At 40.0% G+C, this 24,680-nt stretch carries 24 protein-coding genes and 1 pseudogene; 16 read left to right on the plus strand and 9 right to left on the minus strand.

Features of this window, described 5'->3' with window-relative positions; all coding sequences use genetic code 11:
- Window positions 1-141: 141 nt before the first annotated feature.
- The 7 genes and pseudogenes from HPB14_RS08520 to HPB14_RS00640 all read left to right on the plus strand — a co-directional run bounded on the left by HPB14_RS08520 (window position 142) and on the right by HPB14_RS00640 (window position 5,365).
- Window positions 142-273: a hypothetical protein gene (locus HPB14_RS08520; RefSeq protein WP_001871589.1), complete on the plus strand. Its 132-nt coding sequence runs from the start codon at window positions 142-144 to the stop codon at window positions 271-273.
- 39 nt (window positions 274-312) lie between these two features.
- On the plus strand, window positions 313-2,151 hold the full coding sequence (gene thrS, locus HPB14_RS00615; RefSeq protein WP_001271795.1) for a threonine--tRNA ligase: 1,839 nt from the start codon (window positions 313-315) through the stop codon (window positions 2,149-2,151).
- The gene (gene infC / locus HPB14_RS00620) at window positions 2,148-2,759 is read left to right on the plus strand and encodes a translation initiation factor IF-3 (protein ID WP_000089189.1); all 612 of its coding nucleotides are present in this window, start codon (window positions 2,148-2,150) and stop codon (window positions 2,757-2,759) included. Before thrS ends, infC begins: the two co-directional genes overlap by 4 nt.
- A complete protein-coding gene (gene rpmI / locus HPB14_RS00625) occupies window positions 2,740-2,934 on the plus strand; it encodes a 50S ribosomal protein L35 (RefSeq protein ID WP_001125542.1) in 195 nt (64 codons plus the stop codon). The genes infC and rpmI overlap by 20 nt, the downstream gene beginning before the upstream one ends.
- A 94-nt stretch (window positions 2,935-3,028) precedes the next feature.
- Window positions 3,029-3,379 carry a 50S ribosomal protein L20 gene (rplT, locus tag HPB14_RS00630; protein ID WP_001264175.1) on the plus strand — a complete coding sequence of 117 codons (351 nt, stop codon included), beginning with the start codon at window positions 3,029-3,031 and terminating at the stop codon, window positions 3,377-3,379.
- 199 nt (window positions 3,380-3,578) lie between these two features.
- Window positions 3,579-4,439 carry an outer membrane protein gene (locus HPB14_RS00635; protein ID WP_000750185.1) on the plus strand — a complete coding sequence of 287 codons (861 nt, stop codon included), beginning with the start codon at window positions 3,579-3,581 and terminating at the stop codon, window positions 4,437-4,439.
- Window positions 4,440-4,943: 504 nt separating this feature from the next.
- Window positions 4,944-5,365, plus strand: a pseudogene (locus HPB14_RS00640) (DUF1104 domain-containing protein).
- A gap of 297 nt (window positions 5,366-5,662) precedes the next feature.
- On the opposite strand, the gene HPB14_RS08225 reads toward HPB14_RS00640, so the two are convergent.
- Complete coding sequence (locus HPB14_RS08225; RefSeq protein ID WP_001876870.1) at window positions 5,663-5,851, minus strand: hypothetical protein; 189 nt, start codon at window positions 5,849-5,851, stop codon at window positions 5,663-5,665.
- Between HPB14_RS08225 and HPB14_RS00645 the strand changes: the two genes are divergently transcribed.
- Entirely contained in the window at window positions 5,775-6,632 is an 858-nt protein-coding gene (locus tag HPB14_RS00645; RefSeq protein ID WP_000821477.1) for a hypothetical protein, read from the plus strand. The genes HPB14_RS08225 and HPB14_RS00645 overlap by 77 nt on opposite strands.
- Window positions 6,633-7,287: 655 nt before the next feature.
- Here HPB14_RS00645 and HPB14_RS00650 read toward each other — a convergent pair.
- Together HPB14_RS00650 and HPB14_RS00655 are read right to left on the minus strand one after the other, a co-directional pair.
- A complete protein-coding gene (locus HPB14_RS00650; RefSeq protein ID WP_000135983.1) occupies window positions 7,288-8,655 on the minus strand; it encodes an L-serine ammonia-lyase in 1,368 nt (455 codons plus the stop codon).
- Entirely contained in the window at window positions 8,655-9,896 is a 1,242-nt protein-coding gene (locus HPB14_RS00655) for a serine/threonine transporter (protein WP_000046413.1), read from the minus strand. Before HPB14_RS00655 ends, HPB14_RS00650 begins: the two co-directional genes overlap by 1 nt.
- 180 nt (window positions 9,897-10,076) lie before the next feature.
- Between HPB14_RS00655 and HPB14_RS00660 the strand changes: the two genes are divergently transcribed.
- Both HPB14_RS00660 and HPB14_RS08525 read left to right on the plus strand, forming a co-directional pair.
- A complete protein-coding gene (locus HPB14_RS00660; RefSeq protein ID WP_000072757.1) occupies window positions 10,077-11,426 on the plus strand; it encodes a class II 3-deoxy-7-phosphoheptulonate synthase in 1,350 nt (449 codons plus the stop codon).
- Between the two features lie 78 nt (window positions 11,427-11,504).
- On the plus strand, window positions 11,505-11,639 hold the full coding sequence (locus tag HPB14_RS08525) for a hypothetical protein (RefSeq protein ID WP_001222899.1): 135 nt from the start codon (window positions 11,505-11,507) through the stop codon (window positions 11,637-11,639).
- 246 nt (window positions 11,640-11,885) lie between these two features.
- Here HPB14_RS08525 and HPB14_RS00670 read toward each other — a convergent pair whose 3' ends face one another.
- From HPB14_RS00670 to HPB14_RS00685, 4 genes are read right to left on the minus strand one after another with little or no spacing between them, the layout of a single operon-like run.
- A complete protein-coding gene (locus tag HPB14_RS00670; protein ID WP_000412969.1) occupies window positions 11,886-12,344 on the minus strand; it encodes a peroxiredoxin in 459 nt (152 codons plus the stop codon).
- Between the two features lie 9 nt (window positions 12,345-12,353).
- Entirely contained in the window at window positions 12,354-12,989 is a 636-nt protein-coding gene (locus tag HPB14_RS00675; protein ID WP_000031985.1) for a LutC/YkgG family protein, read from the minus strand.
- A complete protein-coding gene (locus tag HPB14_RS00680) occupies window positions 12,982-14,427 on the minus strand; it encodes a LutB/LldF family L-lactate oxidation iron-sulfur protein (RefSeq protein ID WP_000417273.1) in 1,446 nt (481 codons plus the stop codon). The genes HPB14_RS00675 and HPB14_RS00680 overlap by 8 nt, the downstream gene beginning before the upstream one ends.
- A gap of 28 nt (window positions 14,428-14,455) precedes the next feature.
- Window positions 14,456-15,184 (minus strand): (Fe-S)-binding protein, encoded by a 729-nt coding sequence (locus tag HPB14_RS00685; RefSeq protein WP_000867254.1) that lies wholly within the window; start codon window positions 15,182-15,184, stop codon window positions 14,456-14,458.
- 219 nt (window positions 15,185-15,403) lie between these two features.
- On the opposite strand from HPB14_RS00685, the gene HPB14_RS00690 reads away from it, so the two are divergent.
- On the plus strand, window positions 15,404-17,053 hold the full coding sequence (locus tag HPB14_RS00690) for an L-lactate permease (protein WP_000398083.1): 1,650 nt from the start codon (window positions 15,404-15,406) through the stop codon (window positions 17,051-17,053).
- 48 nt (window positions 17,054-17,101) lie between these two features.
- Entirely contained in the window at window positions 17,102-18,757 is a 1,656-nt protein-coding gene (locus tag HPB14_RS00695) for an L-lactate permease (RefSeq protein ID WP_001288466.1), read from the plus strand.
- Window positions 18,758-18,779: 22 nt separating this feature from the next.
- Here HPB14_RS00695 and HPB14_RS00700 read toward each other — a convergent pair whose 3' ends face one another.
- Complete coding sequence (locus HPB14_RS00700) at window positions 18,780-19,766, minus strand: adenine-specific DNA glycosylase (RefSeq protein WP_080011954.1); 987 nt, start codon at window positions 19,764-19,766, stop codon at window positions 18,780-18,782.
- Window positions 19,767-21,215, minus strand: a complete 1,449-nt coding sequence (locus tag HPB14_RS00705) for a DASS family sodium-coupled anion symporter (RefSeq protein WP_000166387.1) — start codon at window positions 21,213-21,215, stop codon at window positions 19,767-19,769.
- A 169-nt stretch (window positions 21,216-21,384) separates the two neighbouring features.
- On the opposite strand from HPB14_RS00705, the gene ccoN reads away from it, so the two are divergent.
- The 4 genes from ccoN to ccoP are packed head-to-tail and all read left to right on the plus strand — an operon-like array spanning window position 21,385 to window position 24,671.
- Window positions 21,385-22,851 carry a cytochrome-c oxidase, cbb3-type subunit I gene (ccoN, locus tag HPB14_RS00710; protein ID WP_001157657.1) on the plus strand — a complete coding sequence of 489 codons (1,467 nt, stop codon included), beginning with the start codon at window positions 21,385-21,387 and terminating at the stop codon, window positions 22,849-22,851.
- A 12-nt stretch (window positions 22,852-22,863) separates the two neighbouring features.
- Window positions 22,864-23,562, plus strand: a complete 699-nt coding sequence (gene ccoO, locus HPB14_RS00715; protein ID WP_000490797.1) for a cytochrome-c oxidase, cbb3-type subunit II — start codon at window positions 22,864-22,866, stop codon at window positions 23,560-23,562.
- A 10-nt stretch (window positions 23,563-23,572) separates the two neighbouring features.
- Window positions 23,573-23,791, plus strand: a complete 219-nt coding sequence (locus tag HPB14_RS00720) for a cytochrome c oxidase, cbb3-type, CcoQ subunit (protein ID WP_001847091.1) — start codon at window positions 23,573-23,575, stop codon at window positions 23,789-23,791.
- Window position 23,792: 1 nt separating this feature from the next.
- Window positions 23,793-24,671, plus strand: a complete 879-nt coding sequence (gene ccoP / locus HPB14_RS00725; RefSeq protein ID WP_000346894.1) for a cytochrome-c oxidase, cbb3-type subunit III — start codon at window positions 23,793-23,795, stop codon at window positions 24,669-24,671.
- Window positions 24,672-24,680 lie beyond the last annotated feature (9 nt).

A 24,680-nucleotide genomic window follows, 5' to 3' on the forward strand; every position in this document is an offset into this window, starting at 1 on the left:
AATAATGATAGCATGATAGAGCTTTAGTTTGAGCTAGTTTGTATTCTAAGCTTTTTAATAAGGGGTGTATTCTTTTTGGTTTATGATTTTATTGTATAATGGGCGATTAGTTAGGTATTTTTGAATATAGGAAGGGTGGTTTTGTATAGGCGGTTGTTATTGAATTTGTTTTGTATGGTATTTTTACAAGCGTGTTTAAAGCCTATGAGCGACCCTAAAGCTGAGAAAGTGGATTCGCAAGTGCAATGCGGGTTTGGATCAAAAGATTGCTGAATTTTAAGGTTTAAAGAAAGGAAACATAAGTTTTAAAGAATGAGTGCGGAACTGATTGCCGTTTATAAAGACGAGCAAATAATAGATTTAGAGAGCGCGAAAGTCTTAGGGCTAAGCGATGGGATCAAAGCGTTAAAAGGGAGCGAGCCGATATATTTTGATGATTCGCCTTTGGCTTTAGAAGTGATCAGGCATTCATGCGCGCATTTGCTCGCGCAAAGCTTGAAAGCCCTTTATCCGGACGCGAAATTTTTTGTAGGCCCTGTGGTAGAAGAGGGGTTTTATTACGATTTTAAGACTTCTTCAAAAATCAGCGAAGAGGATTTGCCTAAAATTGAAGCGAAAATGAAAGAGTTTGCGAAGTTGAAACTCGCTATCACTAAAGAGGTTTTAACCAGAGAGCAAGCTTTGGAGCGTTTTAAGGGCGATGAATTAAAGCATGCGGTGATGAGTAAAATCAGTGGCGATATATTTGGCGTGTACCAACAAGGCGAGTTTGAAGATTTGTGTAAGGGACCGCACCTCCCAAACACCCGTTTTTTAAACCATTTCAAGCTCACTAAACTGGCTGGGGCTTATTTGGGCGGCGATGAAAACAATGAAATGCTCATTAGAATCTATGGCATCGCTTTTGCCACCAAAGAGGGTTTAAAAGACTATCTTTTCCAAATAGAAGAAGCGAAAAAACGAGATCACAGAAAGCTAGGTGTGGAGCTAGGGCTTTTTAGTTTTGATGATGAGATAGGGGCGGGCTTACCTTTATGGCTGCCTAAAGGGGCAAGGCTTAGGAAGCGTATTGAAGATTTATTGAGTAAAGCGTTACTTTTAAGAGGCTATGAGCCGGTTAAAGGCCCTGAGATTTTAAAGAGCGATGTGTGGAAAATCAGTGGGCATTATGACAATTATAAAGAAAACATGTATTTCACCACGATTGATGAGCAAGAATACGGCATAAAGCCCATGAATTGCGTGGGGCATATTAAAGTCTATCAAAGCGCTTTACACAGCTATAGAGATTTGCCTTTAAGGTTTTATGAATACGGCGTGGTGCATCGGCATGAAAAAAGCGGCGTGTTGCATGGGCTTTTAAGGGTTAGGGAATTTACCCAAGACGATGCGCATATTTTTTGCTCTTTTGAACAGATCCAAAGCGAAGTGAGCGCGATTTTAGATTTTACGCACAAAATCATGCAAGCGTTTGATTTTAGCTATGAAATGGAATTATCCACTAGACCGGCTAAATCCATAGGCGATGATGAAGTTTGGGAAAAGGCCACTAGTGCTTTAAAAGAAGCCCTAAAAGAGCATCGCATTGATTATAAGATTGATGAGGGGGGAGGGGCTTTCTATGGACCTAAGATTGACATTAAAATCACCGACGCTTTGAAGCGTAAGTGGCAGTGTGGCACGATCCAGGTGGATATGAATTTGCCTGAACGCTTCAAGCTCGCTTTTACCAATGAACACAATCACGCTGAGCAGCCGGTGATGATCCACAGAGCGATTTTAGGCTCGTTTGAAAGGTTCATTGCGATTTTGAGCGAACATTTTGGGGGGAATTTCCCTTTCTTTGTCGCGCCCACTCAAATCGCTCTCATCCCTATTAATGAAGAGCATCATGTTTTTGCTTTGAAATTAAAAGAGGCACTAAAAAAGCGCGATATTTTTGTAGAAACGCTGGATAAAAACGATAGCTTGAATAAAAAGGTGCGATTAGCTGAAAAGCAAAAAATCCCTATGATTTTAGTGTTAGGGAATGAGGAAGTGGAGACCGAAATTTTATCCATTAGAGACAGAGAAAAACAAGCTCAATATAAAATGCCCTTAAAGGAGTTTTTAAACATGGTTGAATCTAAGATGCAAGAGGTTAGTTTTTGAGTAGAAACGAAGTGTTGTTAAACGGAGACATTAATTTTAAAGAAGTGCGTTGCGTGGGCGATGATGGCGAAGTGTATGGGATTATTTCCTCTAAAGAAGCGCTAAAAATCGCTCAAAATTTAGGTTTGGATTTGGTTTTGATTTCAGCGAGCGCGAAACCTCCCGTGTGTAAGGTGATGGATTATAATAAATTCCGCTACCAAAATGAAAAGAAAATCAAGGAAGCCAAGAAAAAGCAAAAGCAAATTGAAATCAAAGAGATCAAGCTTTCCACTCAGATCGCGCAAAACGATATTAACTATAAAGTCAAGCATGCGAGAGAATTTATTGAATCCAACAAGCATGTCAAATTCAAAGTGGTTTTAAAGGGTAGGGAGAGTCAAAATTCAAAAGCCGGGCTTGATGTGCTTTTTAGGGTCCAAACGATGATGGAGGATTTAGCCAACCCTGAAAAAGAGCCAAAAACCGAGGGGCGTTTTGTTTCGTGGATGTTTGTGCCTAAAGCTAAAGAAGCCCCCAAAAACGAAAAGAAAACCAAAGAAAATAACCCGCCTTTTAATCGTATTAACCTTATGAAAGGAGAAAATCATGCCAAAAATGAAGACTAATCGCGGCGCGTCTAAGCGTTTCAAAGTTAAAAAAAACTTGATTAAGCGTGGCAGTGCTTTTAAAAGCCATATTTTGACTAAAAAAAGCCCTAAGCGCAAAGCCAATCTAAACGCGCCAAAACATGTGCATCACACTAACGCGCATTCTGTCATGTCGTTGCTTTGCAGGGCTTAAGAATGCTGATTAGAAAGTGGAGTTAATCCCCTTATTTAAGGGAAAGTCGTTTTAAAAACGCACCTAAAAATATTTTAAAAAGAAAGGTAAAGAAATGAGAGTTAAAACAGGCGTTGTGCGCAGAAGACGCCATAAAAAAGTCTTAAAACTCGCTAGAGGGTTTTATAGTGGCAGAAGAAAGCATTTTAGAAAGGCTAAAGAACAGCTTGAAAGGAGCATGTATTACGCCTTTAGGGATCGCAAACAAAAGAAAAGAGAGTTCAGGAGTTTGTGGGTGGTAAGAATCAATGCGGCTTGCAGGATGCACAATACAAGTTATTCGCGCTTCATGCATGCTTTAAAAGTGGCTAACATTGAGTTAGATCGCAAGGTTTTAGCAGACATGGCGATGAATGACATGCAAGCTTTTAAGAGCGTGTTAGAGAGCGTGAAAGAGCATCTTTAATCTCTGTTGGCTGTTAGGTTTTAGTTTTAGCCTAAAAAAGGTGAGAGGATTTAGGAATTTTTACTAAAAAGTTCCTAAAATTGATTTTTGTTTCAATTTATTCTCATTCAATCGCTATATTTAATCAAAAAGAAAGCAATTTTATAGTAGAATGTAGCATTTAGAACTCAAGTAGAGAAAATGTAGAAGGAAGGAATACATGAAGAAATCTGTTATAGTAGGTGCTATCTCTCTAGCAATGACAAGCTTATTGTCAGCAGAGACCCCTAAGCAAGAAAAAGCTATTAAGACTAGCCCTACCAAAAAAGGTGAAAGAAATGCTGCTTTTATAGGGATTGATTACCAATTAGGTATGCTCAGCACTACCGCTCAAAATTGTTCCCATGGGAATTGTAATGGTAATCAAAGTGGGGCTTACGGCTCTAATACGCCTAACATGCCTACAGCGTCAAACCCAACAGGAGGGCTTACTCATGGCGCTCTAGGGACTCGTGGGTATAAAGGCTTAAGCAACCAACAATACGCTATCAATGGTTTTGGGTTTGTTGTAGGGTATAAGCATTTTTTTAAGAAATCCCCGCAATTTGGAATGCGTTATTACGGATTCTTTGATTTTGCAAGCTCTTATTATAAGTATTACACTTATAATGATTATGGCATGAGAGACGCTCGCAAGGGTTCTCAAAGTTTCATGTTTGGCTATGGGGCTGGCACAGATGTGTTGTTTAACCCGGCTATTTTCAATCGTGAGAACTTGCATTTTGGGTTTTTCTTGGGCGTTGCGATCGGTGGCACTTCTTGGGGTCCAACAAACTATTATTTTAAGGACTTGGCTGATGAATACAGAGGGAGTTTCCACCCATCAAATTTCCAGGTCTTAGTTAATGGTGGGATTCGCTTAGGCACTAAACACCAAGGTTTTGAAATTGGCTTGAAAATCCAAACCATCCGCAACAATTACTATACCGCTAGTGCGGATAATGTGCCTGAAGGGACTACTTATAGATTCACCTTTCACCGCCCCTATGCCTTTTATTGGCGTTACATTGTAAGCTTTTAAGGTGTTTTAGGGTTAATCTTATGGGGGGCATAGAAAAGGGCTTTTGCTCTTTATGGCCTTTTATGACTTTCTTTTCTTATGCTAAGGTCGTTATAAAGCGTTATCATAAACTCACTAAACAATAGCGTGGTGCTAGTCATCGCAAGCAGCCTATCTAATCAAAAAACAGCACAGATTTTTGATTATAAAAAATGTTCAAAGGCATTTTTTAGAAGATTAAACAATGAAAGAGCTTGCGTCAAGCAACCGATATTCTCTTAAAAAAGCGATCTTCTTGGGTTAGGGGATTTAGGTTGTATGGGGGGAATTATTTCAAAATACCCCTATCCCCTTAGTTTTGCATTAAAACAAAGTAACCAAAATCCCATTTTTTAAAAAAATTAAAGAGTGTTAATAAATAAGGTTTATCAATATTTGATGAGAATAAGGAATATAAGTTATTTTTAATGGAGTAGGTGGTAAAATCCTTGCGATTTCATTTTATTTTTGAATTGGGAGCATTTGATGAAAAAATTGGCGTTTTCTTTATTATTTACAGGGACTTTTTTGGGCTTTTTTTGAATGCGAGTGATTTTAAGAGCATGAATGATAAGCAACTATTGGAGCAAGCAGGGAAAGTCGCTCCTAGCGAAGTTCCAGAGTTTCGCGCAGAAATCAATAAGCGATTAGCAGTGATGAAAGAAGAAGAGCGTAAAAATTATAAAGCGGATTTTAAGAAAGCGATGGATAAGAATTTAGCTTCTTTAAGCCAAGAAGATCGCAACAAGCGTAAAAAAGAAATTCTTGAAGCGATTGCTAACAAAAAGAAAACAATGACCATGAAAGAATATCGTGAAGAGGGGTTGGATTTGCATGATTGCGCATGCGAAGGCCCTTTTCACGATCATGAGAAAAAAGGGAAAAAACCAAGCCATCATAAGCATTAGCGCTTAGGGTGTGCTAACTTTTTTTGATTTTTGTAAAACCACGCCGTAAATCTCTAGCTTTTGGCTAGGGGGATTTAAGGCGTTTTCGCGTTATAATTGTCATAGCGTTTGGGCGTTGACTCTTAAAATAGAGGCTATCTATCTGGTGGGTGGGTCTTGCTACTCTTAAATCCTCTAGCTGTAAAGAGCATCTCAATTTTTTAGGGTTAAAGTTTTTGGAGTGTTTGTATTTTTTGGATATTTATGGTATCATACCCAAATGATAAATACCCTTTGAAAGTCTGTATTTTAAGATGATCAAAATAGCTTGAATTCTAAGTGGTTTTTATAAATAGAAGAAGATTTTAAAAGAGGGCTTAATGAAGAATAGCGTTTGTTTTTGTTGCGGTTATGGATATAGGAGTTTGGTGTGAAGCGAATTTTATTTTTTTTAGCGGCTACAACTTTTTTGTTGAGAGCAGAAACGGCTTCTGCTACTATTAACACTACAGTTGATCCCAATGTTATGTTTTCTGAAAGCTCCACGGGGAATGTGAAAAAAGACCGCAAGAGGGTTTTAAAGAACATGGTTAATTTGGAAAAAGAGCGCGTGAAGAATTTTAACCAGTATTCTGAAACCAAGATGAGTAAGGGCGATTTATCCGCTTTTGGAGCTTTCTTTAAGGGGAGTTTGGAAGATTGCGTGGAGCAAAAGATTTGTTATTATGAGCATAGGAATGGCAAGGTTTCTTTTGTGGTGAATGACAGAGAAAAGTTTTATAAGCATGTGCTTAAAGACCTAGGGACAGAACTTTCACTCCCCTTGTTCAATTGGCTTTACAAGGGCTCAGATTTTGGGGCTTTGCATGAGCAGTTTGGGGATATGTATGATGGGTATATTAAATACTTGATCAGCATGGTTAGGGTGAGCCAAAAAGAAAAGGCTAGAAAAGTGGATGCAATCGTTCTTAAAAAAATGGAAGAACAAGCTGAGAAAGACACTAAAGCAGCGTTTCAAAAGAGGGGCAGTGGGGAGCTTCAAAACCATACTGATAGCCCTGAATTTATAAGCTCTTCTAAGACACAGAATTCTTCTAACCCGGATCTAGATTCTATGACTAACGCTAACACGCTCAAAGAAACAGCTTCAAAAGAGCCAGAGACTTCTTCAAAAAAGGAAAAAAAGCCCAAGAAAAAACGACGCCTTTCAAAGAAAGAAAAGCAACAACGGGCCTTGCAACAAGAGTTTGAAAAACAAATTAGCGACTCTAATAAGTCTGAAAAATAGTAAAATAGCCTAACTTACTTTTTGAGTGGGGGGGCTTTCTTTAAATAAGTCTCTTAAGTGCTTCTTTTCTAGGCTTTATAGCTCTCTATCGCTAAGCTCTGTGTCCTATTGATTAGGACTATCTCTTTTAAAAATCACTGCTTTTTTAAAGTTTTTAAACTTTTCAGCTCTTTTTATGCTTAATGATTAGCTCTTTTGTTACGCAAAAATCTTTGAAACATAATGACGGATAGAGCCATGATAAAATAACTTTAAGACATTCCAACGCATTTCATATAAAAGCATGTGAAAATTTTTGGTTTTATTTTAAGTGGGGTATTGGTAATCAAATTGATGCTTTTGAGTATTTTTCACATTTAAAAAAAGCTTGCTAAAAGCGAGTGGTAGTTCCTCATAACGCGCTCTTAGGGGGTTAGGGGGATTTAGTTTTGGGTTTGAAGAGGGCGTTAAAGCGCAAAATACCCCCTTATTTTCTTATGAGTTTAAACAAACTTAATGAGTTTTACTACAAAATGAAATCCAAAACGATGGAATAACGCTTTAAACCCTATTTTTTAATTTTCTAAGAATATTAAAGTTGGATAAGATTTATTTGCATTTGATAAAAACAAAGCCTTTTTTAGGAAATAAAACCCATAAAGATTAGAGCTATCCCTTAGCATTCTAAAGTCTTAGCTAACCCCCCTAACGAAGTCTCTTTGTATTTTTCATTCATGTCTTTCCCGGTTGCATACATCGTAACGATCACTTCATCTAGGCTCACTTTAGGCTTGTATTCATCTTCTAAGGCTAATTTAGAAGCGCTGATCGCTTTAATCGCTCCTAAAACATTGCGTTCAATGCAAGGGATTTGCACCAAGCCCCCCACCGGATCGCATGTCAATCCTAAATGGTGCTCCATAGCGATTTCACTAGCGATTAAAACCTGTTGCGTGGTCGCTTGGCACAAATGGGCTAACCCTCCTGCAGCCATAGAGCTTGCCACGCCAATTTCAGCCTGACACCCCGCTTCTGCGCCGCTCAAGGAAGCGTTTTTCTTGTAAAGATAGCCAATCGCCGCGCTGGTGAGCAAAAAATCATTGATAGATTTTTGCGACAAATTTTCAAACAAATGGTTTTTGGCATATAAAAGCACACTTGGCACCACCGCGCACGCCCCATTAGTGGGAGCGGTTACCACCTTGCCTCCACTAGCGTTTTCTTCAGCAATGGCGCGAGCGTAAAGCGAAATGTAATCAATCAAGGCTAAGGGGTCTTTCCCGCTTGTGGGGTGTTTTTCTAAACGCGTTTTAACGCTTGGGGCTAATCGTGTTACTCTCAAAGAACCAGGCAGATACTTTTCTTTAGAATTAGCCCCATTATCATAACACTCAAGCATCGCATGATAAATTTTAACCATCATTGCATCAGGGTGGTTTTTGAGGGCATTTTCTCTCAAACGCACGATTTCAGCGATGCTTTTTTGGTGTTTTTGGCACAATTCTAGCAATTCCTTAGCGCTTGAAAAATCATAAGCAACCTTTCCATTTTCATTCTCTTCAGACAAGTTGTCTAATTCTTTTTCAGTATAGACAAACCCTCCACCGACAGAATAGTAAGTTTCTTCTTTTAAAACTTCATTTTTAGAGTTAAAAGCTTTTAGAATGAGAGCGTTTTGGTGTCTGGCTAAAGGTTTATTGTCAAAAATCAAATCTTTAGCATAATCAAAAGGGATATGATGCTGGTTAGCGAGTCTTAAAACTTTGTTTTCAAGCACTTCATGCAATAAGGCTTTTTTGGTTGTTACCTCTAATTCGTTAGCGTAAATGCCATGCAAGCCAATTAAAACCGCCTCATCGCTCAAATGCCCTTTACCGGTTAAAGCTAATGAGCCATGCAAGGTGATTTGAACGCGCACAACCTGCTCTAAAACGCCTTTTAACGACTCGCAAAATCTCGCTCCCGCTTCCATAGGCCCTATGGTATGTGAAGAGCTAGGCCCAACGCCGATTTTAAAAATGGATAAAATAGAAAAACTAGCCATTAAAATAGTCCTAAAAACACGCTCAAAGCCGTCAAGCTCCCAAAGACAAACACAAAAATATCCACTTTGAAGTTTCTAAAACGCTTCAAACTAGAAACGCTATAAAAAGCTATCATGGGCATCACAAACAGAATGAGCGCGATAATGGGGCCGCCTAAATTTTCAATAAAATCCAAGATATTGGGGTTAATATAAGCCACCAGCGTGATAGTCAGCCATAAAAAAATCGTTACGCTCACGCTCAGGGTTTTAGAAGCTTTTTTCAACTTTAAACTTTGAATGATAATGCCTTCTAAACCTTCCTTAGCCCCATAATAATGCCCAAAAAAAGATGAAAAAATCGCTAAAAAAGCCACCACAGGCCCCGCATAATTGATTAAAGGGTTGTTTAAAGTGTTAGCAAAATAGCTTAAAATGGGGATATTTTGTTCCCTTGCTTTCACAAAATCATCAGCACTCAAGCACATGACACAAGAAAACACAAAAAACATCACAAACCCTAAAAGCATCAGCGATGTCCCTAATTCAATTTGATTGAGTTTATATTCTTTGAAAGTGCCGTATTCTTTTCCCACATTTTGAGTGAAGGTTGAAATAATGGGGCTATGGTTAAATGAAAACACAAGCACCGGTAAGGTTAGCCAAATCGCTAACACAAATTCTTTAAAACTCGGCACCACAAAAAGATTAGTGCCTTGCCAATAAGGGATAAGATATAAAGAAAAAAGCAATAAAATCAAGCATAAAGGATACACTAAAGCGTTACAAATGCGCGTAACAATCGTAGCGTTAAAAACCATCACCAACATCATTAAAGAAACTAACACCACAGCCAGTAAGCCCCGATGAAAAGGCGCTAAATGCAACTGGTTAGTGAAAAAATGATCAAACACATTAGTGATACCCACCCCATAAGCCAAGCAAATAGGATAAATCGCCAAGAAATAAAGCAAAGTGATAAGAAAACCCCATTGAGCGCCAAAATGAGAGCGAACGACCATGGTAATGTCTTCTTGATCTTTAGATCCTATGAAATAAGCTAAGGCTCTATGCCCTAGATAAGTTAAAGGGAATATAATCGCGCTCATCACCACAATAGCCCATATCCCATGCCCACCGGCTCTAATAGGCAAAAATAAAATCCCAGCCCCCACCGCCGTGCCAAATAAAGACGCTATCCAACGCAAATCAAACAAATTGAGTTTTTTAGGATCTCTTGGAACTGCTTTTTCTTGTGCCATGCTATTAAACCGCCCTTTTATCGTGTTAAAGAGCTTTCATTGTAGCATAAAGCTTTTTATGATTGGGGTTTTTTGAGATTAAGGGGTGGTTTTGGGCGCGCATTTATTTTCTAAAATCCACGATTTAACCCGCACAAGCTATAATAACGCTTAAAAAAAGATTAATAAAGGATTATAGAAATGTCAAACACAACCTGGTCGCCAACTTCATGGCATTCTTTTAAGATAGAGCAACACCCCACTTACAAAGATAAGCAAGAATTAGAAAGGGTCAAAAAAGAATTGCACTCCTACCCTCCCTTAGTGTTTGCTGGCGAAGCGAGGAACTTGCAAGAGCGATTAGCCCAAGTCATTGACAATAAGGCGTTTTTGTTGCAAGGGGGCGATTGCGCGGAGTCGTTTTCTCAATTTAGCGCTAACCGAATTAGAGACATGTTTAAAGTGATGATGCAAATGGCGATCGTTCTCACTTTTGCTGGCTCTATACCGATCGTGAAAGTGGGGCGCATTGCCGGGCAATTTGCCAAGCCTCGCTCCGATGCGACTGAAATACTAGATGATGAAGAAGTGTTGAGTTACAGAGGGGATATTATCAATGGGATTTCTAAAAAAGAAAGAGAGCCAAAGCCTGAAAGAATGCTTAAAGCTTACCATCAAAGCGTAGCGACTTTAAACCTTATCAGAGCCTTTGCTCAAGGCGGGTTAGCGGATTTGGAACAAGTGCATCGTTTCAATTTGGATTTTGTCAAAAACAACGACTTTGGGCAAAAATACCAGCAAATCGCTGATCGGATCACGCAAGCTTTAGGGTTTATGCGAGCGTGTGGGGTGGAGATAGAGCGAACGCCTATCCTTAGGGAAGTGGAATTTTACACCAGCCACGAAGCGTTACTGCTCCATTATGAAGAGCCGTTGGTGCGTAAAGATAGTTTGACTAACCAGTTTTATGATTGCTCCGCGCACATGCTGTGGATTGGCGAAAGGACAAGAGACCCTAAAGGCGCGCATGTGGAGTTTTTAAGGGGAGTTTGTAACCCTATTGGCGTGAAAATCGGGCCTAATGCGAGCGTGAGCGAAGTGTTAGAATTGTGCGATGTTTTAAACCCGCACAACCTTAAAGGGCGTTTGAATTTGATCGTGCGCATGGGTTCTAAGATGATTAAAGAGCGCTTGCCTAAGCTTTTACAAGGGGTGTTGAAAGAAAAACGCCATATTTTATGGAGCATTGATCCCATGCATGGCAACACGGTTAAAACCAGTTTGGGGGTTAAAACAAGGGCTTTTGATAGCGTATTAGATGAAGTGAAAAGCTTTTTTGAAATCCATAGGGCTGAAGGGAGTTTAGCTTCAGGGGTTCATTTGGAAATGACGGGTGAAAATGTTACAGAATGTATCGGTGGCTCGCAAGCGATCACCGAAGAGGGTTTGAGCTGCCATTATTATACGCAATGCGATCCAAGACTAAACGCCACTCAAGCCTTAGAACTCGCTTTTTTAATCGCTGACATGCTTAAAAAACAACGATCTTAGTTAAAAAGAGATTAATCTTTTTTTAACTCTTTTTCTTTATAATTATCGTAAGCATTTTAATATTCAAAGGAGCTTGAAATGAGAATTTCTCTTTTAGCTGTAATTTTAGCGTTATTGTTTGTGGCTTGCCATGAAACTAAAAAACAAATCTTACAAAACGAAGCCGATAGCACCCCTTCAGAAAAAACCATTTGGCAACCTGAACAAAAATAAAAAATTGTAAAAATCCTCAAAGGCATTTTTTAAAATAAACACAATCAAAAAGCTGGTGGGTGATAGTTTTTTGTAAAGCGATCTTAGGGCTATTAAGGGGGAATGATTTCAAAACACTCCCTATCCCTTATGAAGTTTATTATCAAACGAAGTTTAAAGAAACAAGTTCTTAAAAGTGAGAGAATGGCCAAAAAGCCTAAAATTAAAAAGCCTAAAACTAAAATGGGCGAAATCTAGAGAGTTAAACTACAAACTCTCTAAAACTTTTTGAGCATGCCCTTTCGCTTTGACATTATAGAAGCATTTTTCTAAAACGCCTTGCGTGTTGATAATGAAAGTGGAGCGGATAATCCCCAAATGCTCCTTCCCATAAAGCATGCGTTTGCCATAAGTTTTGTAAAGATTGGCCACTTTTTTATCTTCATCGCAGAGCAAGATCACATTCAAAGAGCATTGGCTGATAAATTTTTGATGCGATTGCACATTATCAGGGCTTACGCCTACGACAACAGCGTTTTTCTTTTCAAATTCACTAAACAGAGCACTAAAATCTTTGGCTTCTAAGGTGCATCCGGGGGTGTTGTCTTTAGGGTAGAAATACAACACCACTTTTTTATGGAGCAAATCTTTTAAAGAAATTTCCACGCCATCGCTGTTTTTCAACCTGAAATCAGGGGCTAATTGCCCTACTTCTAATTTTTCCATTCTTATCCTTTAATAGAGAATGATAGCGACTTTTTGAGGCCCATGCACCCCAAAAACGGTTTTTAATTCAATGTCAGCTGTCCGGCTAGGCCCGCCAATAAGGAGCATGTTTGTGGGTAATGCGCCGTTTTGGCCTTGATTTTTTAAAGCTTGCACGCCTTCGCTCAAATTGCGCACAATGGATTCTTTTTTCAATAAAATGATGCAATTAAGGGTGATGAGCGAAAGCAATCGTGGGCTTGCATGCGAAGAAACCGCCCCAATCATGCCCAAGCTTGAAATCCCACAAACCCCATGCAATAAAGCCGTATCAATCTCAAACAATTCTTCACGCATCGCTTCAATTTCTTTATCATAAGGCTGTAAAGCAAAATCCTTAAACGCTTCAAAATTCAAATTCAAATCTGTAGAGTGTAAGACTTTTTTGCTTTGAAAATTTTCTAAAGCCTTTAAAATGGCTTGCTCTAAATTTTCTTTAGCGCTTTCAATGACTTCAGCTTTATTCAACACCTGGAAATGCTTGTATTCTTCCACTAAGTCTTCAAACTCCACTTTAATGATATTTCTATAAATAGGGTTTGCTCCCTGAATGGCATGCTTGGCTTTGGCTTCTTTAATGCACTTTAAAATAAGCTCTTTACTCATAAATCACCCCTTCTAAGTGCTGGACTTTGGCATGCAAACTCGTGTCCATATTGGGTAAGGTCCTCACGCTCGCCCACTCTTTGACTAAAGGCAGTATGGGGGCTAAAAGCTTGCCTAAAGGCGAGAAAAATTGAGCCATTTTTAATTGGAAACGCCACTTAGCCCCATCGCTTGCCATTTTGGCAAACATTTTCATAGAGAATTTTTCCATCCCGCTGTGTTGGGTGCTTTTAACCCCCTTGACCACGCCCCTGCCCTCACCCACTTTATCGGATCGTAAATCCCTAATGAGTTCTGCTAAAGGGATTTCTACGGGGCATACTTCAGTGCAACGCCCGCAAAGACTGCACAAATTAGGGATATGCCCGTAATTATTCAAGCCAAAGAGTTGGGGGGATACCACCACGCCTATAGGACCAGGATAAGTAGAAAGATAGGCATGCCCACCGATTTTATCATACACAGGGCAGTGGTTCAAACAAGTCCCGCAACGAATGCATGAAAGAGCGCGATAATACTTTTCATCAGCCAAAATATTGGAGCGGTTATTGTCTAATAAAATGATATGGGCTTCTTTAGGGCCGTCTAAATCGCCCTCTTTTCTGGGGCCTGTGATAATGTTTTGATAGCAAGTGATAGGCACACCCACCGCGCTTGGGGCGAGCAAATTGTTTAAAATCGCCGCATCATCAAAGCTTTCTACTAATTTTTCAATCCCACAAATTGCGACATGCACATCGCATGCGGTGGTGCTCATTCTGCCATTGCCTTCATTTTCCACTAACCAGATCGCTCCCTCATTAGCGATAGCGAAATTAACCCCACTAATCCCCATTTTAAAGCTTTCAAATTCTTTGCGCATGTGTTTTCTGGCGATCGCATTGAGCTTTTCAGGTTCTTCTTCATAAGCGGCGTTGAGTTTTTCTTCAAAAATCTTACCGATTTGCTTGCGGTTTTTATGGATAGCCGGCACGACAATATGCACAGGGTGTTCATTGATGAGCTGGATAATCAATTCGCCCAAATCCGTTTCTTGCGCTTGAATGCCCTTTTCTTTCAAGTAATGGTTCAAGCCAATTTCTTCGCTCGCCATGGATTTTTGTTTTAAAATGCGCTTGATATTCTTTTCTTTGGCGAGGTTGTAAATGATTTCATTGGCTTCATCGCCGTCTTTAGCGTAGTGGATTTTAAAGCCGTTTTGAGTGGCGTTTTTTTCAAACAATTCCAAATACTCATCAAGCCTGGATAAAATCTTAAGCTTGACTTCTTTGCCTAATTCCCTTAAATTTTCCCATTCACTGTAACGATTTTTAATCAGATTCTTACGATTAGCCCTTAAGGTATCCATTGCAGAACGCAAATTTTCCCTTAATTGCATATCGCCTAATTGGTCGGTGATGATTTCTTCGTATTCTTGGTCGCTATGATATTTTTCCATGATCATTCCTTAAAACAATTCTTTAATGTTAAAGCCCAAGCCTTGAGGCTAAAAAGTCATAAAAATGCATGGGTTTTGTCAGAGAGCCCATTTTTTGCATAGCGGTGCTGATATTCATCAAACACCCCGCATCCGCTGAAACAATCACATCCACATGACGGCTTTCTATGTCTTTAATCTTTTCTTTGACCATAACCGCTGAAATTTCAGGCTCTTTAACCGAAAAAGTCCCCCCAAACCCGCAACATTCTTCTTCTTTTTCCAATTCAATGAGTTCCACATTTTTAAGCTGTCTGATGAGGTTTTTCGCCGAGTCAATCACTTTAGCCACCCTTAAGGCATGGCAATTAGAATGCCATGTGATTTTAAGGGGTTCGCCCTTATCTTCATACTTGACTTGCAATTTTTTATCCAAAAATTCGCTCAATTCATACACCCTAGAGCAAAAATCTTTAACCATGTTAAATTCCGCATGCCCTTCAAACAATTCCAAATAATCATGCCGCATCATCCCTGTGCATGAACCGCTAGGCAAGATAATAGGGTAGTCGTTATTGGAATAAAGCTTGATATTGTATAAAACGACTTTTTTAGTCTCTTCATAGTATCCTGAGTTATAGCTTGGCTGGCCGCAACATGTCTGGTCTTTTTTAAAAACCACTTCCAAATTTTCCTTGCGGAGTAATTTGATAGCGTTAAGCGATGCGTTGCTGTATATGGCTGCTCCTAGACAAGTAGCAAAGAAATTGACTTTCAAAGAAGGCTCCTTAAATTCCAAATTAAGAGTTTCAAACACAATATAATACTCAAAATTAGTAAGATTGTAACCACAAGTTGATCAACCCACTCGCTCAAACATTGTTACTAAAATAAACCACAAACCCATTAAATTTGACTTAATATTAAATGCTACTTAAAATTAGTTTTTTCTTTTAAGTAAGATAAAAAAATACTTTTAATTATTCAAGGAAAATTTATGGAATTTTATCAAGTCTATGACCCATTAGGCCATATTTGGCTGAGCGCTTTAGTCGCACTTTCGCCCATTGCACTCTTTTTTGTCTCTCTTATTGTCTTTAAACTTAAAGGGTATAGCGCTGGGTTTTTAAGCTTATTGCTTTCAATCCTTATTGCGTTATTTGTGTATAAAATGCCCGCTCAAATGGTGAGCACGAGTTTTTTCTACGGCTTTCTTTATGGTTTGTGGCCGATCGCTTGGATTGTGATCGCTGCGATTTTTCTTTACAACCTTTCAGTGAAATCCGGGTATTTTGAGATTTTAAAAGAAAGCATTTTAACCCTAACGCCGGATCACCGCATTTTGGTGATTTTGATTGGCTTTTGTTTTGGCTCGTTTTTAGAAGGAGCGATCGGCTTTGGAGGCCCGGTAGCGATCACAGCGGCGATTTTAGTCGGCCTTGGGCTAAACCCCTTATACGCTGCTGGGTTGTGCCTGATCGCTAACACCGCTCCTGTAGCTTTTGGTGCGGTGGGTATTCCTATTACGGCAATGGCTAGCGTGGTGGGTATCCCTGAGTTAGAGATTTCTCAAATGGTGGGCAGGGTGTTACCCATTTTTTCCATTGGTATTCCTTTTTTCATCGTGTTTTTAATGGATGGTTTTAGAGGGATTAGAGAGACTTTTCCTGCAGTGGCTGTTACCGGGTTTAGTTTCGCTATTGCGCAATTTTTAAGCTCTAATTATCTAGGGCCGCAGCTCCCAGATATTATTTCAGCTTTAGTGTCATTGATTGCTACCACTTTGTTTTTAAAATTCTGGCAGCCCAAGCGCATTTTCACTAGCAATGGCAAAGAACCCACGATGAACACAGAAAAACACCATATTTGTAAGGTGGTTGTGGCGTGGATGCCTTTTGTGTTGCTCATGATTACGATTATTATATGGACGCAACCCTGGTTTAAAGCGCTCTTTAAAGAAGGCGGGGCTTTGGCGTTTTCTAGCTTTGCGTTTGAATTTGATTCTATCAGTCAAAAGATTTTTAAAACCGTTCCTATTGTTACTGAAGCGACCAATTTTCCCGTCGTGTTCAAACTCCCTTTGATTTTAACGACAGGCACTTCCATTTTTTTAGCCGCTCTTTTAAGCGTGTTTTTGTTGCGCGTGAAAATCAGCGATGCGATAGGGGTGTTTGGGGCCACTTTAAAAGAAATGCGTTTGCCGATTTTAACCATTGGCGTGGTTTTAGCGTTCGCGTATGTGGCTAATTATAGCGGCATGAGCGCTACGCTCGCTTTAGCGTTAGCGGATACTGGGCATGTTTTCACTTTCTTTTCGCCTGTTGTAGGCTGGCTTGGGGTGTTTTTAACCGGAAGCGATACAAGTTCTAATCTTTTATTTGGCTCTTTGCAAATGCTCATCGCTACACAGCTTGGCTTGCCTGAAGTGCTTTTCTTAGCGGCCAACACTTCAGGGGGCGTTGTGGGCAAAATGATAAGCCCTCAAAGTATCGCTATCGCTTGCGCAGCGGTGGGGTTAGTGGGGAAAGAGAGTGAATTGTTCAGATTTACAGTAAAATACTCTATCGCTTTGGCAATCATTATGGGGATTGTCTTCACTCTTATCGCTTATGTCTTCCCCTTTATTATTCCAGTTACTCCTACTTAATGGAGGGGGTTTAGGGGAGTAAGAGAATATTTTTTAAAGGGATTTTTAGTGTCAGAATTTCATCAAATTTATGACCCTTTGGGTAATATTTGGCTGAGCGCTCTTGTGGCCTTATTGCCGATTTTGTTATTTTTCTTATCTTTAATGGTTTTTAAACTCAAAGGTTATACAGCGGCCTTTTTGAGCGTGGCCTTATCAGCCATTATTGCGGTTTTAGTGTATAAAATGCCTGTTAGCATGGTGGGTTCAAGCTTTCTTTATGGCTTTCTCTATGGCTTATGGCCGATCGCATGGATTATTATTGCGGCGATTTTTTTATACAAACTCAGCGTTAAATCCGGCTATTTTGAAATCTTAAAAGAAAGCGTCCAGTCCATCACTTTAGATCACAGGATTTTAGTGATTTTGATTGGCTTTTGTTTTGGCTCGTTTTTAGAAGGGGCGATCGGCTTTGGAGGGCCTATTGCCATTACAGCGGCGATTTTAGTAGGCTTAGGGTTAAGCCCTTTATATTCTGCCGGATTGTGCCTAATCGCTAACACCGCTCCTGTAGCCTTTGGCGCGGTGGGTATCCCTATAAGCGCTATGGCGAGCGCAGTAGGGGTGCCAGCGATTTTAATTTCAGCCATGACGGGTAAAATCCTCTTTTTTGTGAGCTTGTTAGTGCCGTTTTTCATTGTGTTTTTAATGGATGGCTTTAAAGGGATTAAAGAAACTTTTCCGGCCGTTTTTATCGCGGCTTTTTCTTTCGCTGGCGCGCAATTTTTAAGCTCTAATTATTTAGGGCCAGAATTGCCTGGTATTATTTCAGCCCTTGTTTCACTCGTTGCAACAGCGCTCTTTTTGAAATTCTGGCAGCCTAAAGTCATTTTTAGAAGCGACGGCAAAGTGGCCTCATTCACTAAGAGTAACCACCATATTTGTAAGATCTATGTCGCTTGGTCTCCTTTTGTGATTTTGGTTTTAGTGATTGTGCTATGGATACAGCCTTTTTTTAAGGCTTTATTTGAAAAAGACGGCTTGTTAGCTTTTTCTAATTTTTATTTTGAATTCAATAACATCAGTAACCACATCTTTAAAAGCCCACCTTTTGTAGAAGCCAATCAAAGCGTGAGTTTTCCGGTGGTGTTTAAATTTCTCTTAATCAACACGGTTGGCACTTCCATTTTTTTGGCCGCTCTTGTTAGCATGCTCGTTTTAAGGGTGCGAGTGAGCGATGCGCTGAGCGTCTTTGGCGAGACTTTAAAAGAAATGCGCTATCCCATTCTCACCATTGGTTTAGTCTTAAGCTTTGCCTATGTGTCTAATTACAGCGGGATTTCTTCCACTCTAGCCTTAGCGCTCACCCATACGGGATTAGCTTTTACTTTTTTCTCGCCCTTGATCGGGTGGGTAGGCGTGTTTTTAACCGGAAGCGATACGAGTTCCAATCTTTTGTTTGGCTCTTTACAGCAACTCACCGCCCAACGATTGCATCTCCCTGAGGTTTTAACCCTAACGGCTAATACCGTGGGAGGCACTTTGGGCAAGATGATAAGCCCTCAAAGTATCGCTATCGCTTGCGCGGCGGTGGGATTAGCCGGGAAAGAGAGCGATTTGTTCAAATTCACGGTTAAATACTCCCTTATTTTTGTAGCGATCATGGGAGTCGTGATCAGCGCGATTGCGTATTTGATCCCTGAAGTGGTGCCTGCGATAAAGTAGAGCCATTTTGGATCTGGAAGGGTTAACCCCCAAATAAATTTTTTTGTTTTAAAAAATGCAAGATTTTAAGCGTCATAGAGCTTATGGGTAAAGTTTCTAAGTCTTTAAGGCTATAAAAACGAACGGGGCTTTTTAGATCCTTTATTGCAGCTGAATAGAGGTTTAAATTGAGCTTGAATTTAGTGTGGCTGTGTTTGATGGAGCCTAAAAAGGGGAGTTTGCATTCTAAATTTTCTTTTAAATTAGGGAAATGGTGCATCCCAAAATAGAGTTTTTGCTCTATTTTTTCTAAAGCGATTTGGTTATTTTGGATCACAACGCCCAAGTAACGCTCTTCTTGAATGATTTCTTGTTTTTTCTTAAGCATGTGTTTTTCTGGGTTATTTTTACCTAAACAATAAGGGTTTAAAGGGCAAATCGCGCATTTGGGTTTAGGGGAGCAGATTAAAGCCCCTAGATCAATTAGGGCTTGGTTATGATTAAAGCTTTCATTAAGATTGAGAAAGTCATTCGCTTTAATTTGTAAGTCTTTAGCGTGGATATTAGGATCCAAACCAAAAAGCCTTAAAAGCACGCGCTTGATATTAGCGTCCACGCATGCGCTCTTTTCCCTAAAACCAAAACACAAGATCGCATTAGCCGTGTATGCGCCAATCCCAGGGAGTTTCAATAGGCTTTGATAGTCATTAGGTAATTGTGAGTTATGTTCTTTAACACAAATTTCAGCGCTTTTTTTTAAATTCTTAGCCCTTGAATAATAACCAAGCCCTCGCCAGAGCAATAAAACCTCTTCTAATTGAGCGTTCGCTAAGTCTTTTAAAGTGGGGAAAGCTTCTAAAAAAGGGGAATAAAAACGCTCAATTACCGTGTTGATTTGGGTTTGTTGGCTCATCACTTCGCTGATATAGACTTCATAAGGGGCGTTAATGCCCTTTAAATTCCTAAAAGGTAAATCCTTTCGCCCACATTCTTCATACCATTTTAAAAGGGCGTTGTGTAAAGTTTCCAGCTACAACCACCTGTAAGCGATGAATTTGACCCAAGGTATGCACACGCTTAAAAACACGATCAAATACACCATACCAAAAATAAACCCCCATTTCCAAAAATCCTTGCTTGGAATATACCCGCTCCCGTAATAAATGGTGGATGGGCCTGTGCCATAGGGCGTTAAAATCCCCATAATCCCTAAAGAAAGCATTAAAAACAAGCTCAATTCTTGCAAATTAACCCCTTGAATGTGCGAACCAATCCCTACAAAAAGTGCGAATAACGCGCTCACATGAGCGGTGATGCTAGCGAAAAAATAGTGCGACAGATAGAATAAGGCTACAATAAACAATACCGCTATTAACGGATCCAAGTGAGCATGCTCTAAAAAATTTTGAGCCGCATTGCCGATAAAATTTAAAAACCCTACATTTTTAAGCCCGCCAGCCATCGTGAGCAGCGATCCCAGCAATAAAAAAATATTGAACGCGCTCTTGTTTTTAATGATGTCTTCATAGCTTACAATCTTGCAAAACGCCATTAAAACCATGACAATCAAAGCCGTCGCGCTCGCATGCAAACCTAAAGGTTTGCCAAAAATCCAACCCAATAAAGCCAATAAAGTGAGACTGAGCATTAAAATTTCTTTTAAAGAAAACCTCCCCATGCCCTCTAATTCCTTTTTAGCCCACAAACTCACTTCTTTTGAGCCTTTTAAGGTGGGTTTGCAGGTTTTATACGCTAATAAAGGCGCAAGCAAGATCAAAACCACCCCACAAGGCAAGAACGCTAAAAACCACGAAAACCATGAGATTTCATTCACGCCCATTTTGGCAGCGATTTCCATTGCTAGGGGGTTAGGAGCGAGTGCGGTTAAAAACATGGACGAAGTGATGCAAGTTGAAGCCAGAGCGACCCACATCAAATACGTGCCGATTTTGTCAGGGTTATTGTTGGGAGTCGAACCCATTAAAGGCGGTATAGAAGAAACGATGGGATAGAGTATACCCCCACTTCTAGCGGAATTGCTAGGGATAAAGGGGGCTAGACACAATTCGCTCAAACTGATCGCATACCCTAAACCTAAAGGGGTTTGCCCTAAAAACCTAATGAGCAAAAGAGCGATCCGTTTCCCTAACAAGCTTTTTTCATACCCTAAACCCAAAATAAAAGCGACAAACACAAGCCACACCGTTTTATTCGCATACCCGCTCAAACCCCACGAAATAGCTTTATTAGCGCTCGCTACCTCACTGCTCGCCCCAATTTTTAACGCTATACACAGCACCAACGCGCTCAACGCTATCAAACCTGATGGCACCGGCTCTAAAATTAGCCCTATAATCATGCCCATGAAAATACAAAAATAAAGCCATGCGTTAGGGTTTAGTCCATCCGGTGCACCTAAAAAATACAATAACGCTGCGATAAAAAAAGGGGCAAGAATGATGAGAGTTTGTTTAGTCATGTTTAACCTTTAGCCAAAGATAGTAGCAATTTGGCTTAAAAATGCCATTCAAATGGGATTAAGTTATTACAATGTTACAGAAAAAGATTAAAAATTAAGCTTTTTGAAAAAGATAAAATTTTATAATTACATTTATCTTTGTTGAATTTACTACAAATAGGAGTATTGCATGCAAGAAAATGTGCCTTTGAGTTATGATTATTCTATTAGCAAATTGTTTCTTTATGCGATGGTTGGCTTTGGGATAATAGGCATGTTAATAGGGATCGTGTTAGCTTTTGAATTGTCTTTCCCTAACTTGAATTACATTGCAGGGGAGTATGGCGTTTTTGGCCGCTTACGCCCCTTACACACGAATGCGGTGATTTATGGATTCACTCTTGGGGGGATTTGGGCGAGTTGGTATTATATCGGTCAAAGGGTGCTTAAAATCACTTACCACCAACACCCCTTTTTGAAAATTGTAGGGTTATTGCATTTTTGGCTCTGGATTATTCTTTTAATTTTAGGGGTTATTAGCTTGTTTGCTGGTCTTACTCAATCTAAAGAATACGCTGAATTGATGTGGCCTTTAGATATTATTGTGGTTGTGGCATGGGTGCTATGGGGGGTTAATATGTTTGGGAGCATGAGCGTTAGGAGGGAAAATACCATTTATGTGTCTTTATGGTATTACATCGCTACTTATGTGGGCATAGCGGTGATGTATATTTTCAATAACCTTTCTATCCCCACCTATTTTGTCGCTGATATGGGGAGCGTTTGGCATTCTATTTCTATGTATTCAGGCAGTAATGATGCGCTCATTCAATGGTGGTGGGGGCATAACGCGGTCGCTTTTGTCTTTACGAGTGGGGTGATTGGCACGATTTATTATTTCTTGCCTAAAGAGAGCGGTCAGCCTATTTTTTCTTACAAACTCACTTTGTTTTCTTTTTGGAGCTTGATGTTTGTTTATATTTGGGCGGGCGGGCACCATTTGATTTATTCCACCGTGCCTGATTGGGTGCAAACCCTTTCTAGCGTGTTTTCAGTGGTGTTGATCTTGCCTTCGTGGGGGACAGCGATTAACATGCTTTTAACGATGAGGGGGCAATGGCACCAGCTCAAAGAAAGCCCTTTGATTAAATTCTTAGTTTTAGCTTCAACTTTCTACATGCTTTCCACTTTAGAAGGCTCTATTCAAGCCATTAAGAGCGTGAACGCCTTAGCGCATTTTACCGATTGGATTATAGGGCATGTGCATGACGGCGTGCTTGGGTGGGTAGGCTTCACTTTGATTGCGAGCATGTATCACATGACGCCTAGGCTTTTCAAAAGAGAAATTTATTCAGGCAGGCTTGTGGATTTCCAATTTTGGATCATGACTTTAGGGATTGTGCTTTACTTTTCGTCCATGTGGATTGCAGGGATCACGCAAGGGATGATGTGGAGGGATGTGGATCAGTATGGGAATCTCACTTACCAGTTCATTGACACGGTTAAGGTGCTAATCCCTTATTACAATATTAGAGGCGTTGGGGGTCTTATGTATTTTATTGGATTTATTATTTTTGCCTACAATATTTTTATGACAATCACAGCAGGCAAAAAATTAGAGCGTGAGCCCAATTACGCCACGCCTATGTCTAGATAGGGGAGGTTGGAAATGTTTAGTTTTTTAGAGAAGAATCCGTTCTTTTTCACTCTTGCGTTTATTTTTGTGTTTGCGATCGCAGGCTTGGTGGAGATTTTGCCCAACTTCTTCAAATCCGCTCGCCCCATTGAGGGCTTACGACCTTATACGGTTTTAGAGACAGCAGGGAGGCAAATTTATATCCAAGAAGGTTGCTATCATTGCCATTCCCAACTCATTCGCCCTTTCCAAGCTGAGGTGGATCGATATGGTGCGTATAGTTTGAGTGGGGAATACGCGTATGACAGGCCATTTTTGTGGGGTTCTAAAAGGATTGGCCCTGATTTACATAGGGTGGGGGATTATCGCACAACCGATTGGCATGAAAAGCACATGCTAGATCCTAAAAGCGTTGTGCCGCACAGCATCATGCCCGCCTATAAGCATTTATTCATAAAAAAGAGCGATTTTGACACCGCTTATGCGGAAGCTTTGACGCAAAAAAAGGTTTTTGGCGTGCCTTATGACACCGAAAACGGCGTGAAATTAGGGAGCGTAGAAAAAGCGAAAAAAGCCTATTTAGAAGAAGCTAAAAAAATCACAGCCGACATGAAAGACAAGAGGGTGCTAGACGCCATTCAAAGGGGCGAAGTGTTAGAAATTGTGGCTTTGATCGCTTATTTGAATAGCTTGGGTAATTCCAGGATCAACGCCAATCAAAACGCTAAATAAGGGGTGAATGATGGATTTAGAAAGTTTGAGAGGTTTTGCGTATGCGTTTTTCACTATTCTTTTTACGCTCTTTTTGTACGCTTATATTTTTAGCATGTATAGAAAGCAAAAAAAGGGTGTCGTGGATTATGAGCGATACGGGTATTTAGCGTTAAATGATGCTTTAGAAGATGAGTTGATTGAACCACGCCATAAAGAAGTTCATGATAAGGGCATAAAGGAAAGTTGAAATGGATTTTTTAAACGACCATATAAATGTTTTTGGCTTGATTGCAGCGCTTGTGATTTTAGTTTTAACCATCTATGAATCCAGCTCGCTCATTAAAGAAATGCGCGACAGCAAATCTCAGGGTGAGCTTGTAGAAAATGGGCATTTGATTGATGGGATAGGGGAGTTTGCCAATAATGTGCCAGTAGGCTGGATCGCAAGCTTTATGTGCACGATTGTGTGGGCTTTTTGGTATTTTTTCTTTGGGTATCCGCTGAATAGCTTTTCTCAAATCGGGCAATACAATGAAGAGGTTAAAGTGCACAACCAAAAATTTGAAGCCAAATGGAAGCATTTGGGTCAAAAGGAATTGGTGGATATGGGTCAAGGCATCTTTTTAGTCCATTGTTCGCAATGCCATGGCATCACCGCTGAGGGCTTGCATGGGAGCGCTCAAAATCTGGTGCGCTGGGGTAAAGAAGAGGGCATTATGGACACCATTAAGCATGGCTCTAAAGGCATGGATTATCTCGCTGGGGAAATGCCCGCTATGGAATTGGATGAAAAAGACGCTAAAGCGATTGCGAGCTATGTGATGGCAGAAATTTCTGGCGTTAAAAAGACGAAAAACCCTCAACTCATTGATAAGGGCAAGGAGCTGTTTGAAAGCATGGGCTGCACAGGTTGTCATGGCAATGATGGTAAGGGCTTGCAAGAAAATCAAGTGTTTGCAGCCGATTTGACCGCTTACGGCACAGAGAATTTTTTGAGAAATATCTTAACGCATGGTAAAAAGGGCAATATAGGGCATATGCCATCATTCAAATATAAAAACTTTAGCGATTTGCAAGTTAAAGCGTTAGCCGAATTTATCCAATCGCTAAAACCCTTAGAAGATTAAAGGAAAAGA

This window comes from Helicobacter pylori HUP-B14, assembly GCF_000259235.1.
GTDB classification, from domain to species: Bacteria; Campylobacterota; Campylobacteria; order Campylobacterales; family Helicobacteraceae; genus Helicobacter; species Helicobacter pylori_CU.